We start from the raw sequence: 13,852 nt of genomic DNA, 5'->3' as shown, positions 1-13,852 counted from the left end.
GTTTTTAAAAAAATTGCACAAAAAATATTTACCGATACACCTATTACAGATGAGGTCGAAACTTTAGATTTTCAAAACTCGGTGGTTACTAAAGATTTTGAAAAATATTATAACGTTGCGCAAACTCATAAAACCATCATGCCCGATGTCACCGGAATGCCAACAATGGATGCCTTGGCGCTTTTGGAAAATATGGGATTGAAGGTAAAGATCGAAGGTGTTGGCGTGGTCAAAAAGCAATCCATTGAACAAGGCGTTAAGATCAAACGCGATCAAGAAGTCTATTTAAATATATAATGGCACAATTAAAGGACATATTATATAAGGTCACCATCAACTCAGTAGTTGGCAGTACGAGCGTGCCTGTCAATGCCATTGATTTCGATTCTCGAAACATTGCGCAAGATGATGTTTTTGTCGCCATAAAGGGCACAATTACAGATGGCCATCAATACATCGATTTGGCGATTGAAAATGGAGCCATTGCGATTATTTGCGAAGCCTTACCAGAGACGTTGCAAAATGGCATTACTTATATAGAAGTTGAAAGTGCAAGTAGAGCGTTGGCGTTTATGGCAGCCAATTTTTACGATAATCCTTCGACTAACTTAAAATTGATAGGTGTAACCGGAACTAATGGCAAGACCACTGTAGCTACTTTATTGTATCATTTATTTAAGAAGGCCGGATTTAAAGTGGGTTTGTTGTCCACGGTTAAAGTGATGGTAGATACTAAAGAATATCCCGCCACACATACCACTCCAGATTCCTTGACCATCAATAAGTACTTGAGTATGATGAGTATTGCCGGCATAGAGTTTTGCTTTATGGAAGTCAGTTCACACGGCATCCATCAAAACAGGACGGAAGGCCTTCATTTTGAAGGTGGCATTTTTACCAATCTGTCGCACGATCACTTGGACTATCACAGCTCTTTTGCAGAATATAGGGATGTTAAAAAATCATTCTTCGATAATTTATCGAAAGACGCTTTTGCCTTGGTCAATATTGATGATCGGAATGGTTTGGTCATGCTCCAAAATACCAAAGCAAAAAAATATACTTATGCCTTAAAAACCTACGCCGATTATAAGGCGCATATATTAGAAAATCAGTTTACCGGCCTCTTGCTCAAAATCAATGATAATGAGGTATGGACGCGCTTGATAGGTAATTTCAATGCCTACAATATTTTAGCTATTTACGCTGCTGCAGATTTGTTAGGTCTTGAAAAGGTGGAGAATCTGCGTTTGATAAGCGAGTTGGAAAGCGTGTCAGGGCGATTCCAGTATTTGATTTCTGAAGATAAAATAACCGCCATTATTGATTATGCACATACGCCCGATGCGTTGCAAAATGTATTAGAAACCATCAACAGTATTCGCACTAAAAACGAAGAATTGATCACGGTAGTTGGTTGCGGCGGCGATAGAGATAAAACAAAACGTCCTAAGATGGGGCATATCGCATCAGCTTTAAGTACAAAAGTGATTTTCACCAGTGATAATCCAAGAAGTGAAGTCCCTGAAAAGATTATTGAAGATATTGAAAAGGGCGTAGAACCTCAAAATTATAAAAAAACGGTTTCCATTACCGATAGGAAACAAGCGATTAAAACCGCCTGTCAAATGGCACAGCCCAATGATATCATTCTCATTGCAGGAAAAGGGCACGAAACCTATCAGGAAGTTAAAGGCGTCAAAAGCGATTTTGATGATTATAAAATAGTCCAGGAATTTTTGAAACAGCTAGGAAAATAGATTGAAGTTGGAAGCACGAAGCACAAAGGATGAAAATGGAAAAATTGAAATAAATAATAAGAATAAAAAATAACTAATAACCAATAACTAAAGTTTCAGCAAACTAGAAACTTTAAACCAAAAACAAGAAACCAATACAAGATGCTCTATTACCTCTTTGAATATTTAAAACAACACTTTGATTTTCCCGGATCTTCCCTCTTCGGATTTATCACGTTTAGGGCGGCCATGACGATTATTGTGTCGTTGTTGATATCAACAATTTACGGTAAGCGCATTATTAAATTTTTGCAAAAACAGCAAGTAGGAGAAACCATTAGGGACTTGGGATTGGATGGTCAGGTAGAAAAAGCGGGAACCCCAACCATGGGTGGACTCATCATCATTATCGCAACCTTGATTCCGGTGATTTTGTTTGCCAAAATTGATAATATCTATATCATTTTATTGGTGGTAACCACACTTTGGATGGGAGCCATCGGGTTTTTGGATGATTATATTAAAAAATTCAAGAATGATAAAGAAGGGCTAAAAGGGCGGTTTAAAGTTTTGGGACAAGTCGGATTGGGGATTATTGTGGGGACCACCCTCTATTTTCATGATGATGTTACCATTCGGGAGAAATTACCAACGGTGCAACAAAAGGAAATCTTGGCTTCCAGCCCTAATGTTGAAGCGGCAAAGTTGTTTAAGGCGGAGGAGAAATCGACAAAAACCACCATTCCATTTGTAAAGGAAAATGAATTTGATTATGCCCGACTAGTGACGTGGATCAGTCCAGGTCTAGAAAAGTACACGTGGATTATTTTCATTCTCGCAACGATTTTTATTATCACCGCAGTTTCAAATGGAGCGAATTTGACAGATGGAATTGACGGACTGGCAGCAGGGACTTCGGCAATAATTGTGCTCACCCTCGGCATTTTTGCCTGGGTGTCTGGAAATATTATTTTTTCAGATTATCTCAACATTATGTATATCCCAAGGGTGGAAGAGATCACTATTTATATCGCTGCATTTGTAGGAGCGCTTATTGGTTTTCTTTGGTATAATGCCTATCCAGCGCAAGTGTTTATGGGAGATACAGGAAGTTTGACCATAGGTGGCGTAATTGCAGTAATTGCTATTGCAGTACGTAAAGAATGGTTGATTCCAGTGTTATGTGGTATTTTTTTAGTTGAAAATTTGTCGGTTGTAATGCAAGTGAGTTGGTTTAAATATACCAAAAATAAATATGGCGAAGGACGACGGATTTTTAAGATGGCGCCATTGCACCATCACTATCAGAAATCCGGTTACCATGAAAGTAAAATAGTCACGCGTTTTTGGATTGTGGGAATTTTACTTGCTATTGTGTCGATTGTAACCTTAAAATTAAGATAACCTGGAAGTACGAATTACGATTTAAGAAGTACGATTGGAATGAAGGACATAATTAAAAATAGAACTAGAAAGTTTGCTTCGGATTGTTGGCACTTATGTGCAAAATTCCCGACTAGGAGACCATATGATGCGAATTACAATCCATTGATTAACTCGTAAATCTAAAATCGTAAATGAAAAAGATAGTGATTTTGGGAGGTGGAGAAAGCGGTGTGGGAACAGCGCTTTTAGCAAAGGCAAATGGTTACAAAGTATTCCTTTCGGATAAAGGAAAAATTAAAGAAAAGTACAAAAACGTTCTTATACATAATGAGATTGAATTTGAAGATGAAAAGCATACCGAGTCTAAGATACTTGATGCCGAAATAGTAATGAAAAGCCCGGGAATACCTGACAAAGTGGCTTTGGTAAAGCAGATAAGAGCGCAAGGGATTCAAGTGGTTTCTGAAATTGAATTTGCATCAAAATTCACCAATGCAACTATTGTGGGTGTAACCGGAAGCAATGGTAAAACCACCACGGTAAGCCTAATCCATCATATTTTGAAACAAGAGTTGGAGGTTGGTTTGTCTGGAAATATCGGTAAAAGTTTTGCCCAGCAGATTTTAGAACATGATTATCCCAATTATGTGCTGGAAATTAGCAGTTTTCAATTGGACGACATTGTGGATTTTAAGCCGCATATCGCCGTTTTACTGAACATTACTCCAGATCATTTGGATCGGTATGATTACAAGTTTGAAAATTATATCGCTTCAAAGTTCAGAATCGTAATGAATCAAACCAAAGAAGATTACCTGATCTATGATGCCGATGATGAAGTAATTACTGAATGGCTCAAATCACATGAAATTCAATCCACATTATTACCATTTTCATTGACGAAAATTATTGAAAATGGTGCGTATTTAGACCAAGAAGAGATAAAAATAACGATAGATAAGAATCAAATAATTATGTCAACAAAAAATTTAGCTTTAGAAGGCAAACACAATATTAAAAATCAAATGGCTGCATCAACCGTAGCGCATTTGTTAAAGATAAGAAAACAGACCATTCGTGAAAGCTTAGAAAACTTTCAAGGTGTTGAACACCGTTTGGAGCACGTATTAAAAATAAATAAGGTTCGGTATATCAATGATTCAAAAGCAACCAATGTCAATGCCACTTATTTTGCATTGGATAGTATGGAATCGCCAACAATTTGGATTGTAGGAGGTGTTGATAAGGGCAATGATTACAGAGAATTGTTTCCATTTATTAATGAAAAGGTAAAAGCAATCATCTGTCTTGGCGTTGACAATGAGAAGCTGCTAAGTACTTTCGGAAAAATGGTGGATACTATTGTGGAAACGCAATATATGAGTGAAGCCGTTAAAATTGCCTATAAACTAGCTGAAACTGGTGATTCTGTATTGCTATCGCCAGCATGTGCAAGCTTTGATTTATTTGAGAATTATGAGGATAGAGGACGGCAATTTAAAGATGCTGTAAGAAATTTATAAACCCATCTTGATCTTTTGAGTTTGGCTTTGGAGGAATGGCCTCTGAAAAAGGAATAAAAGTAAGATTTAGGATATAAAGATTAAAAGTAGATAAGTTTTCCGTTTAGGAAAATGTCAAAATGAACATGGACGCAATATATAAAAACATAAAAGGAGATCGATTGATTTGGGCAATTGTCGCATTGTTGGCAATTTTCTCATTCCTTCCTGTCTACAGTTCTTCCAGTAATTTGGCCTATACTGCAAGTTCGGGGAGTACGTTTTCGTTTTTTGTTAAGCATTTCATGCATCTATTCTTGGGCTTTGTCATTATGTATGGAGTTCATCGGGTGCCTTATCGTTATTTTAGAGGATTGTCCTTGGTCATGTTGCCCATTGTTTTGATTCTTTTGGTGCTGACTATGTTTCAAGGAAATACCATTGATGGTGCAAACGCGAGTCGCTGGATTCAAATCCCCATTGTGGGAATGTCCTTTCAAACCTCCACATTTGCGGCGGTGGTATTGATGGTCTATGTGGCGCGCTATTTATCCAAGATCCAAGATAGGGACATAACATTTAAGGAGACAATTTTACCGTTATGGATGCCCGTTTTTTTAGTGTTGATTTTAATACTTCCTGCTAACTTTTCAACCGCGGCAATTATGTTTGCCATGGTGATGATGTTGACCTTTATTGGAGGTTATCCAATTCGTTATCTGGTGGTAATTATTGGTACCGGTGTCTTGGTTTTAGGGTTGTTTATTTTGACGGCTAAAGCATTTCCGGAGGCCATGCCAAACCGTATTGATACGTGGATGAGCCGGATTGAAAACTTTTCAAATGGTGAGGACACAGAGGCCGATTATCAAATTGAAAAAGCAAAGATTGCCATTGCAACAGGAGAAATAACGGGTTTAGGTCCTGGGAAGAGTGTTCAAAAGAACTTTTTGCCACAATCAACATCCGATTTTATTTTTGCCATTATAGTGGAAGAGTATGGGATGATAGGCGGGTTGGTTATTTTGGTGGTGTATTGTTGGCTGCTCTTTCGGATTGTGATCATCGCCCAGAAATCAGATACGGTTTTTGGTAAATTAGTAGTACTTGGTGTCGGTTTGCCTATCGTATTTCAGGCTTTTATCAATATGGCGGTGGCGGTAGAGTTGTTTCCGGTAACGGGACAAACTTTGCCATTAATCAGTAGTGGAGGAACCTCCATTTGGATGACCTGCATGGCTATAGGCATTGTTTTAAGTGTGAGTGCAAAACGTGAGGAATTAAAAGAACAAGAAGAAGGGTTGGACAATCCATTGGAAATATTGAGTGAAGCAATTTAATTAACCTGAAGGACAGATCATCAACCTGCAAGGTTTTAAAAATCTTGTAGATTTACATTAAATAATAATTTGTAATACTTCAGCATTTTATTTAAGCTGTTAGTATTTGAAATTTAAGATATAAGTGACTAAAAAAGAAACATACAAAATCATTCTCTCAGGCGGCGGGACAGGAGGTCATATTTATCCTGCGATTGCCATTGCGAATGAGCTGAAATCTCGTTTTCCGGATGCGGAGTTTCTTTTTGTGGGCGCTTTGGATCGGATGGAGATGGAGAAAGTTCCTCAGGCTGGTTATAAAATTGAGGGGCTTTGGATTTCAGGTATTGAGCGTAAGTTGACATTGAAAAACATGGCTTTTCCTGCAAAATTAATTGTGAGTTTGTTGCGAGCCAGAAAGATTGTTAAAAGCTTCAAACCGGATGTCGCTATCGGAACGGGAGGTTTTGCAAGCGGCCCGCTTTTGCAGGTTGCCGCGGCTAAGGGAATTCCGAGTTTGATCCAGGAACAAAATTCGTTTCCTGGCATCACCAATAAATTATTGGGAAAGAAAGTAGATAAAATATGTGTTGCTTATGATGGGTTAGAGCGTTTTTTTCCGAAAGATAAATTGATAAAGACTGGAAACCCGATTCGTCAGGATCTGTTGCAGATTGATAATAAGTCGGTAGAGGCAAAGGATTTCTTTAATCAGAAGCATGGGAAGCATACCTTACTGGTTTTGGGAGGAAGTTTAGGTGCCAGGAGAATCAATGAGTTGATCGAAAAAGAATTGGAGTTTTTTCAAACCCAAAACGTTCAAGTGATCTGGCAATGCGGAAAATTATATCACGATGTTTATAAAAAGTATAATAACACTGAAAATGTACAGGTCCATGCTTTTTTAAATTCTATGGATATGGCTTATGCCGCTGCAGATTTTATAATTTCGAGAGCGGGAGCAAGTTCTGTTTCAGAGTTGTGTGTGGTGGGGAAGCCGGTAATTTTCATTCCGTCACCTAACGTGGCGGAAGACCATCAAACTAAAAATGCCATGGCTGTTGTTGATAGAGATGCGGCATTATTAATTAAAGAAGCGGATTTGGATGTGGATTTTGAAAACCGATTTGCGCAATTGGTGGCATCCGCAGAAAAACAACAGCTCTTGAGTGAAAATATAAAGAAACTCGCCTTGGTAAACGCGACAAAAGATATTGCGGATGAGGTTGAAAAATTATTGAGAAAGAATTAAGTTGCTAGAATATAGTATTAAGAATTAAGTTTTGTCTTAAATGAATAAACAGTGAACCTAAAAACAATAAATAACGTCTATTTCATCGGCATCGGAGGTATCGGAATGAGTGCGCTTGCGCGTTATTTTATTGCAGAAGGAAAGTTGGTGGCTGGTTATGACCGGACCAAAACCGATATCACCGTTGCTTTGGAAGAGCTTGGTGCAGAGATTCATTTTGAAGATTCTATTGAGAAAATACCATCGGCATTCTTGAATCCTAGTAACACGCTAGTTGTTTATACACCTGCAATACCGAAGGGGCATTTAGAGTTTAACTATTTCAAAGATCAAAATTTTGAATTGTTAAAGCGATCTGTAGTTTTGGGAGAAATTACTAAAAATACCTTTTGTTTGGCGGTTGCTGGAACTCATGGTAAAACCACCACGACAAGTATTTTAGGACATTTGCTCTATGAATGCAATGTGCCTGTTACCGCGTTTCTAGGAGGTGTGAGTGAAAATTATAATTCCAATTTTATCCTTAAAGGCACTGAAGTTACCGTGGTTGAAGCTGATGAATTTGACCGATCGTTTCTGACTTTATCTCCAGATATGGCTGGATTGACCTCAATGGAGCCTGATCATCTTGATATTTATGGTGAACCGGAGGAACTTGAAAAATCATTTATTGAGTTCACGAAAAAACTAAAACCAAACGGCAAGTTGTTCGTGAAGAATGGGTTGCCGGTTAAAGGTATTACTTACGGAATAGAAGATGATTCGGATTATTCCGCCCAAAATGTAAAAATAATCAATGGCAGTTATGAGTTTGACGTGAAAACGCCAAATGAAACGCTACACAATTTTAAATTTGACCTACCTGGAAGACATAACCTGTCGAATGCACTAATGGCCTTGGCGATGTCTGTCGAATATGGTATCCCTCACCAACAGCTCGCCAAAGCTTTAGCATCTTATAAAGGGGTTAAAAGACGTTTTACGTACCAAATCAAAACGGAAGACTTGGTGTTTATTGATGATTACGCACATCATCCTGGAGAAATTAATGCTGTACACCAAGCGGTTCGGGAAATGTATCCGGGGAAAAAGGTGCTGGCTATTTTTCAGCCACACTTGTACAGTCGGACCCGTGATTTTGCGGATGATTTCGCAAAAAGCCTTTCGCAATTTGACCAAATTATATTGCTTGATATTTATCCTGCAAGAGAATTGCCAATGGAAGGGATTACCTCAGAATGGTTATTGACAAAAATTGAAAATGACCACAAGAAATTAGTACAGAAATCGGAGTTGGTTTCAGAAATATTAGCCTCAGGGGCACCGGTTATTTTAACTATTGGGGCTGGAGATATTGGAGAACAAGTAAAATATATAAAACAAGCTTTAGAACTTGAAAATAAATTATAATCATATAAAAATCCTTGGATTGCTTTTTTTGGTGATCTTTCTTTTCGCGTTTTCCTCCATTCGGAATTCGGCCAGGAAAGTGAGTGAACCAAATATAAAGTTCTTGGGTGATGAGAATTTATTTGTAACGCATGAGGCTGTTAGTAAGTTGTTAATACAAAACCAGGAAAGTGTTTCCAACAAGCCTAAAGAAACTATAGATTTGAACGACTTGGAATCTGCCCTGAACGCCAACGTCATGATCAAGCGCGCGCAAGTGTTCATCAACGTTGATGGCACATTGACCGCCGAGATAGAACAAAAGAAACCTATAGCAAGAGTCAGTACAAACGCATCTTATTATATTGATGATGAAGGTTCTTATATGCCGTTATCAACAAATTACTCATCAAGAGTGCCTTTAGTTACTGGTTTTGTGACTAAGAATGATTTGAATAATGTGTTTGTTGTTGCTAAAAAAGTTCAAAGCGATGAGTTTTTAAAGAACCACGTTACAGAAATTCACCAGAATGAAAATGGAAGTATTGATCTAAGATTTAGATTAAATGAATTTAGGATACAATTAGGGTCATTGGACCGATTGGATAAAAAGATAAATAATCTTAAGGCTTTCTATCAAAAAGCCATGAAGGATGGCACATTAAATAGTTATAGTGCCGTTAATCTCAGATTTGATAAACAGGTTATATGTACCAAAAAGTAAAGGATGGAAAATAATAAAATTTCAGTAGGATTGGATGTAGGTACGACGAAGATTGTAGCTATGATCGGTCGTAAAAATGAATATGGCAAGGCCGAAATTTTAGGAATTGGAAGAGCCAAAAGTTTGGGTGTGCACAGAGGGGTGGTCAATAATATTACACAAACCATTCAATCAATCCAACAGGCAGTTCAAGAAGCAGAAGCTGAGAGCGGTGTAAAAATCGAAGAAGTAACTGTGGGAATTGCGGGACAACACATCAGAAGTTTGCAACACAGCGATTATATCACACGTGCCAATTCTGAAGTGGTCATCGACGAAGAGGATATTGACCGATTGATCAATCAGGTTCACAAACTGGTCATGCTTCCTGGAGAAGAGATCATCCATGTATTGCCACAGGAATATAAAATTGATGGACAAGCTGAAATCAAGGAACCTATTGGTATGTATGGCGGCCGATTGGAAGCCAATTTCCATGTGGTGGTGGGGCAAGTATCATCCATCAGAAATATTGGACGTTGCGTAAAGAGTTCAGGCCTCGAGTTGGAAGGGATAACCTTGGAGCCTTTGGCATCCGCCAACGCCGTTTTGAGCCAAGAAGAAAAGGAAGCGGGTGTTGCTTTGATTGATATAGGAGGTGGTACAACGGATTTGGCTGTATTTAAAGATGGCATTATTCGTCATACCGCAGTCATTCCTTTTGGAGGTAACGTGATTACGGAGGATATCAAGGAAGGCTGCTCTATTATAGAAAAGCAGGCCGAACTATTAAAAATAAAGTTTGGTTCTGCATGGCCGGGGGAAAATAAGGACAATGAAATTGTTTCCATTCCTGGATTAAGAGGAAGAGAGCCAAAGGAGATCACCCTTAAAAACCTGTCAAAAATAATTCATGCACGTGTTGTGGAGATTGTGGAGCAGGTATATGTTGAAATAAAAAATTATGGACACGAAGAACAAAAGAAGAAACTCATTGCAGGTATTGTATTGACTGGTGGTGGCGCACAGCTTAAACATTTAAAGCAATTGGTGGAATATATCACTGGAATGGACACCAGAATTGGGTTTCCAAATGAGCATTTAGCTGGCGACAGTGATGAAGAGATTGCGAGTCCATTGTATGCAACGGCAGTTGGTTTGGTGATGGACGGATTAAAACGTCAGGAACGCAAACGGATTGAGAAAGCCGAAGCGGAAGAAATTAAAGAAGAGTTAGAAGCCCCTTCATTGAAAATAGAAGAAGAACCGATTGTTCCACCAAGAAAGGAAAGACGATCATTTTTAGATAAATTGACGGAACGCGTCAAAGATTTTTTAGATAATGCCGAGTAGCGACAGGGCATGCCTTGTCGCAACGCATGCCGTGTCGTAGCGGAAGAAGGTAGCTACAATGCATGCCCCGGTCGGTACCAATCAAAAAAAAAGTAAAAAATATTAATTAAGAATCCAGAAAAAACCCAAAACATTATGAGCAATAAAAATGAATTTGGAAACATCGCATTCGATTTGCCAAAAAACCAATCCAACGTCATTAAAGTGATAGGAGTTGGCGGCGGCGGCGGTAATGCCATTAACCATATGTTTCAACAAGGAATAAAAGGCGTTGACTTTGTCATCTGCAACACCGATTCACAAGCCCTTCAAAATAGTGGTGTCCCAAATAAAATTCAGCTAGGTGTTAATTTAACCGAAGGTCTCGGTGCAGGAGCAAACCCGGAAGTGGGCGAGCAAGCCGCACTGGAGAGTTTAGAGGATATCCGCAGGATGTTGGATACCAATACAAAAATGGTATTCATCACAGCAGGTATGGGTGGCGGCACAGGTACTGGAGCAGCTCCGGTAATTGCCAAAATGGCCAAGGAATTGGAAATTCTTACCGTAGGTATCGTGACGATGCCATTTCTATTTGAAGGAAAAATAAGAAATGAACAGGCCCAAAAAGGAATTGAGACCTTAAGAAGTCATTGTGATTCTTTAGTGGTCATCAACAATAATAAACTTCGTGAAGTTTATGGAAATTTAGGCTTTAAAGCAGGTTTCTCCAAGGCCGATGAGGTATTGTCAACCGCATCAAGAGGTATTGCTGAGGTGATCACCCATCACTATACACAAAATATTGATTTACGCGATGCTAAAACCGTTTTAAGCAATAGCGGAACGGCCATTATGGGTTCTGCTACAGCATCTGGTAAAACACGTGCGCAAGATGCCATTATGAGAGCTCTTGATTCGCCACTATTAAATGACAATAAAATAACTGGAGCCAAAAACGTATTGTTGCTCATCGTTTCAGGGGTTCAGGAAATTACTATTGATGAAATAGGAGAGATCAACGACCATATTCAAAATGAAGCGGGTCATGGTGCAAACATCATCATGGGTGTTGGGGAGGATGAAAATCTAGAAGAGTCTATTTCAGTGACCATTATTGCGACGGGTTTTGATATTGAACAACAAGATGAGATCTCAAACACTGAGACTAAGAAAGTTATTCATGCTTTAGAAGATGATAATGATGTTAAAGTTAAAGAACGTGAGCCAGCAATTATAACCCCGGACATTGTTCTTGAAAAGGAAGAAGAAAAAGTAGTAATCCACACTTTGGTGGAAGAGGAGGAGAAAAAAGATGTTAAGATGGGATTGATCCCAACTACGGAATTCATCAAAAACCTTAATGTTGTTTATGACGAAGTATTGGACAGTGTTGAAGAAGATGATTTTATCATAACGCCAATTGAACCGTTCAAGGCAGAAGCTCCAAAAGAGATTTTTGAGGAGGACGAACAGATTACACTTACTTTTGATTTGCCATTATTCAATCAGAAAATTGAAGAGACTCCAAAAAAAGAGAACCGCATTCTTTTTGAATTGGATAATGATACAAAGAATATGAAGGTGAACGACCCTGTTGAAATTATTTCTGTCACCCAAGCGGATGAAAATGGTGAAAAGCGCTACGCTCTTGATGATTTCATGACTTATGAGTCTTCAATTAACAAAACAAAATCCAAACAGCAGCCTGCACCTGAAGAAGATGTTGTGTTTGAAAAGAAAGTGATTCCGACGCAACAAGAAACTACGGCACCGGAAGAAGTAGATCCAATGACAAGTCCAATTTCTGACATGTTAAAAGAACGCGCCGATGAAAGAAGACGTAAAATGAAAGACTTTAATTATAAATTCAGTTCGGCAAAAGTAGACGAAATTGAAAAAGAACCAGCATATAAGCGACAAGGCGTCAATCTAGAAGATAATAGATATTCTTCTGATTTGAAGTCTTCAAGAACCTCGGTGGGTCTTGATGATAATGATGACATCCAGTTGCGAAGTAACAATTCATTTTTACACGATAACGTCGATTAATAGCAAATTTAGTTCGGTGTTGTACACTTTAAAAACCCAGATAGTTTAACTGCTATCTGGGTTTTTTATTCCTGTGGTGGCTAGGAATCTCAGAATTGAATTATAAATGGATGGAATTAAAAACCTGTTCAAAATTATTTGTAATTATCCCGCTATTCTCTAATGGAACACTCCCTTCTTTTTATTATCTTCGCAGCATCAAAAAATTAAACCATGAGTTTACAAGAAAATTTGATGACTGCTTTGAAGGCAGCAATGAAGAATAAAGATCAAGACGCTTTGGCAGCATTAAGAGCCATTAAATCCGAAATCCTTCTTGCTCAGACAGAAACTGGCTCCAAAGAAGAAATTACTGAGGAACAAGAAATTAAGATCTTGTCAAAGTTGGTAAAACAGCGTAAGGATAGTGCAGCAATTTATGCCGAACAAAATAGAAGTGATTTGGCAGAACCAGAATTGGCGCAAGCCGAAATCATCAGTCAGTTTTTGCCTGCACAGTTAAGCGAAGCAGAAATAGAGAAAGTGGTTATTGAAACGATCCAAAACACGGGTGCAGAAGGTATGAAGGATATGGGAAAGGTCATGGGTATTGTCAATCAGCAATTGGCAGGACAGGCAGATGGGAAAACGATTTCCAATATTGTGAAGCGTAAATTAGCTTAAAAATAATGGTTCTTTGAGATGGCATTTTAAGGAATGTGATTTATAAAGGAGAACAACCAATGATAGTAGTATAGGTTAGATTAACCTAAAATGAGATCCCTGCTTTCGCAGGGATTTATGGCCACGTAGCTCAGCTGAATAGAGCACTGGATTTCGGCTCCAGCGGTCGGGGGTTTGAATCCCTTCGTGGTCACTTTAAGCATCTTCAAAGGATGTCAAAACCAAGCAAGTTTTAGGAATTGCTTGGTTTTTAGGTTTTTATGGGTTCATTTGAATTTATATGGTTCGAATTAAAATGGTGGCTAAAAGGGGACCTTTTTTTTAAAAGAGACCTCGGGTCTCTTTTAAAGAAAAATAACTAAATTTACTTGGTATAGTTGATTTGACTTTTGTCTTAAAAGAATTGTTTCATTTAAAGACGACAACTATGCGTACTTCCAAAACATTTAGCATCCGCTTCTGGGTGAATCCCAAAAAAGCGAAAAACAACAATGCATTACTTTATGCAAGGATAA

Annotated in this window: 11 protein-coding genes and 1 tRNA gene; all 12 read left to right on the top strand. The window is 38.4% G+C overall.

The features are described 5' to 3' along the window. Positions 1–297 (top strand): PASTA domain-containing protein (locus VLZ86_RS02165; protein ID WP_325448258.1); only part of this gene is annotated, 297 nt, incomplete at its 5' end. Then, entirely contained in the window at positions 297–1,760 is a 1,464-nt protein-coding gene (locus tag VLZ86_RS02160) for a UDP-N-acetylmuramoyl-L-alanyl-D-glutamate--2,6-diaminopimelate ligase (protein ID WP_325448256.1), read from the top strand. The genes VLZ86_RS02165 and VLZ86_RS02160, both read left to right, overlap by 1 nt. Before the next feature lie 141 nt (positions 1,761–1,901). Continuing rightward, a complete protein-coding gene (gene mraY / locus VLZ86_RS02155; protein WP_325448254.1) occupies positions 1,902–3,143 on the top strand; it encodes a phospho-N-acetylmuramoyl-pentapeptide-transferase in 1,242 nt (413 codons plus the stop codon). A gap of 173 nt (positions 3,144–3,316) precedes the next feature. Beyond that, positions 3,317–4,648 (top strand): UDP-N-acetylmuramoyl-L-alanine--D-glutamate ligase, encoded by a 1,332-nt coding sequence (murD, locus tag VLZ86_RS02150; protein ID WP_325448252.1) that lies wholly within the window; start codon positions 3,317–3,319, stop codon positions 4,646–4,648. A 125-nt stretch (positions 4,649–4,773) separates the two neighbouring features. After that, positions 4,774–5,967, top strand: a complete 1,194-nt coding sequence (locus VLZ86_RS02145) for an FtsW/RodA/SpoVE family cell cycle protein (protein WP_325448250.1) — start codon at positions 4,774–4,776, stop codon at positions 5,965–5,967. Between the two features lie 124 nt (positions 5,968–6,091). Further along, positions 6,092–7,198: an undecaprenyldiphospho-muramoylpentapeptide beta-N-acetylglucosaminyltransferase gene (gene murG, locus VLZ86_RS02140; protein WP_325448248.1), complete on the top strand. Its 1,107-nt coding sequence runs from the start codon at positions 6,092–6,094 to the stop codon at positions 7,196–7,198. Between the two features lie 51 nt (positions 7,199–7,249). Beyond that, the gene (murC, locus tag VLZ86_RS02135; protein WP_325448246.1) at positions 7,250–8,608 is read left to right on the top strand and encodes a UDP-N-acetylmuramate--L-alanine ligase; all 1,359 of its coding nucleotides are present in this window, start codon (positions 7,250–7,252) and stop codon (positions 8,606–8,608) included. 79 nt (positions 8,609–8,687) lie between these two features. Then, on the top strand, positions 8,688–9,311 hold the full coding sequence (locus VLZ86_RS02130; protein WP_325448244.1) for a cell division protein FtsQ/DivIB: 624 nt from the start codon (positions 8,688–8,690) through the stop codon (positions 9,309–9,311). Positions 9,312–9,314: 3 nt separating this feature from the next. Next, positions 9,315–10,643 carry a cell division protein FtsA gene (gene ftsA, locus VLZ86_RS02125; RefSeq protein ID WP_325448242.1) on the top strand — a complete coding sequence of 443 codons (1,329 nt, stop codon included), beginning with the start codon at positions 9,315–9,317 and terminating at the stop codon, positions 10,641–10,643. A gap of 135 nt (positions 10,644–10,778) precedes the next feature. Continuing rightward, the gene (gene ftsZ, locus VLZ86_RS02120) at positions 10,779–12,674 is read left to right on the top strand and encodes a cell division protein FtsZ (RefSeq protein WP_325448240.1); all 1,896 of its coding nucleotides are present in this window, start codon (positions 10,779–10,781) and stop codon (positions 12,672–12,674) included. Positions 12,675–12,887: 213 nt separating this feature from the next. After that, the gene (locus VLZ86_RS02115; protein WP_325448239.1) at positions 12,888–13,337 is read left to right on the top strand and encodes a GatB/YqeY domain-containing protein; all 450 of its coding nucleotides are present in this window, start codon (positions 12,888–12,890) and stop codon (positions 13,335–13,337) included. A gap of 119 nt (positions 13,338–13,456) precedes the next feature. Further along, positions 13,457–13,530 (top strand) — tRNA-Arg (locus VLZ86_RS02110). Positions 13,531–13,852: the final 322 nt, after the last annotated feature.

This window comes from Gelidibacter sp. (genome assembly GCF_035515035.1).
Taxonomy (GTDB): domain Bacteria; phylum Bacteroidota; class Bacteroidia; order Flavobacteriales; family Flavobacteriaceae; genus Gelidibacter.
This window is presented reverse-complemented; position numbering and strand designations above follow the sequence as displayed.

What these genes read in the sequence shown, in the direction of transcription:
- VLZ86_RS02160 (WP_325448256.1), top strand. Translation starts at nt 297, where the DNA reads ATGGCACAATTAAAGGACATATTATATAAGGTCACCATCAACTCAGTA.
- mraY (WP_325448254.1), top strand. Translation starts at nt 1,902, where the DNA reads ATGCTCTATTACCTCTTTGAATATTTAAAACAACACTTTGATTTTCCC.
- murD (WP_325448252.1), top strand. Translation starts at nt 3,317, where the DNA reads ATGAAAAAGATAGTGATTTTGGGAGGTGGAGAAAGCGGTGTGGGAACA.
- VLZ86_RS02145 (WP_325448250.1), top strand. Translation starts at nt 4,774, where the DNA reads ATGGACGCAATATATAAAAACATAAAAGGAGATCGATTGATTTGGGCA.
- ftsA (WP_325448242.1), top strand. Translation starts at nt 9,315, where the DNA reads ATGGAAAATAATAAAATTTCAGTAGGATTGGATGTAGGTACGACGAAG.
- ftsZ (WP_325448240.1), top strand. Translation starts at nt 10,779, where the DNA reads ATGAGCAATAAAAATGAATTTGGAAACATCGCATTCGATTTGCCAAAA.
- VLZ86_RS02115 (WP_325448239.1), top strand. Translation starts at nt 12,888, where the DNA reads ATGAGTTTACAAGAAAATTTGATGACTGCTTTGAAGGCAGCAATGAAG.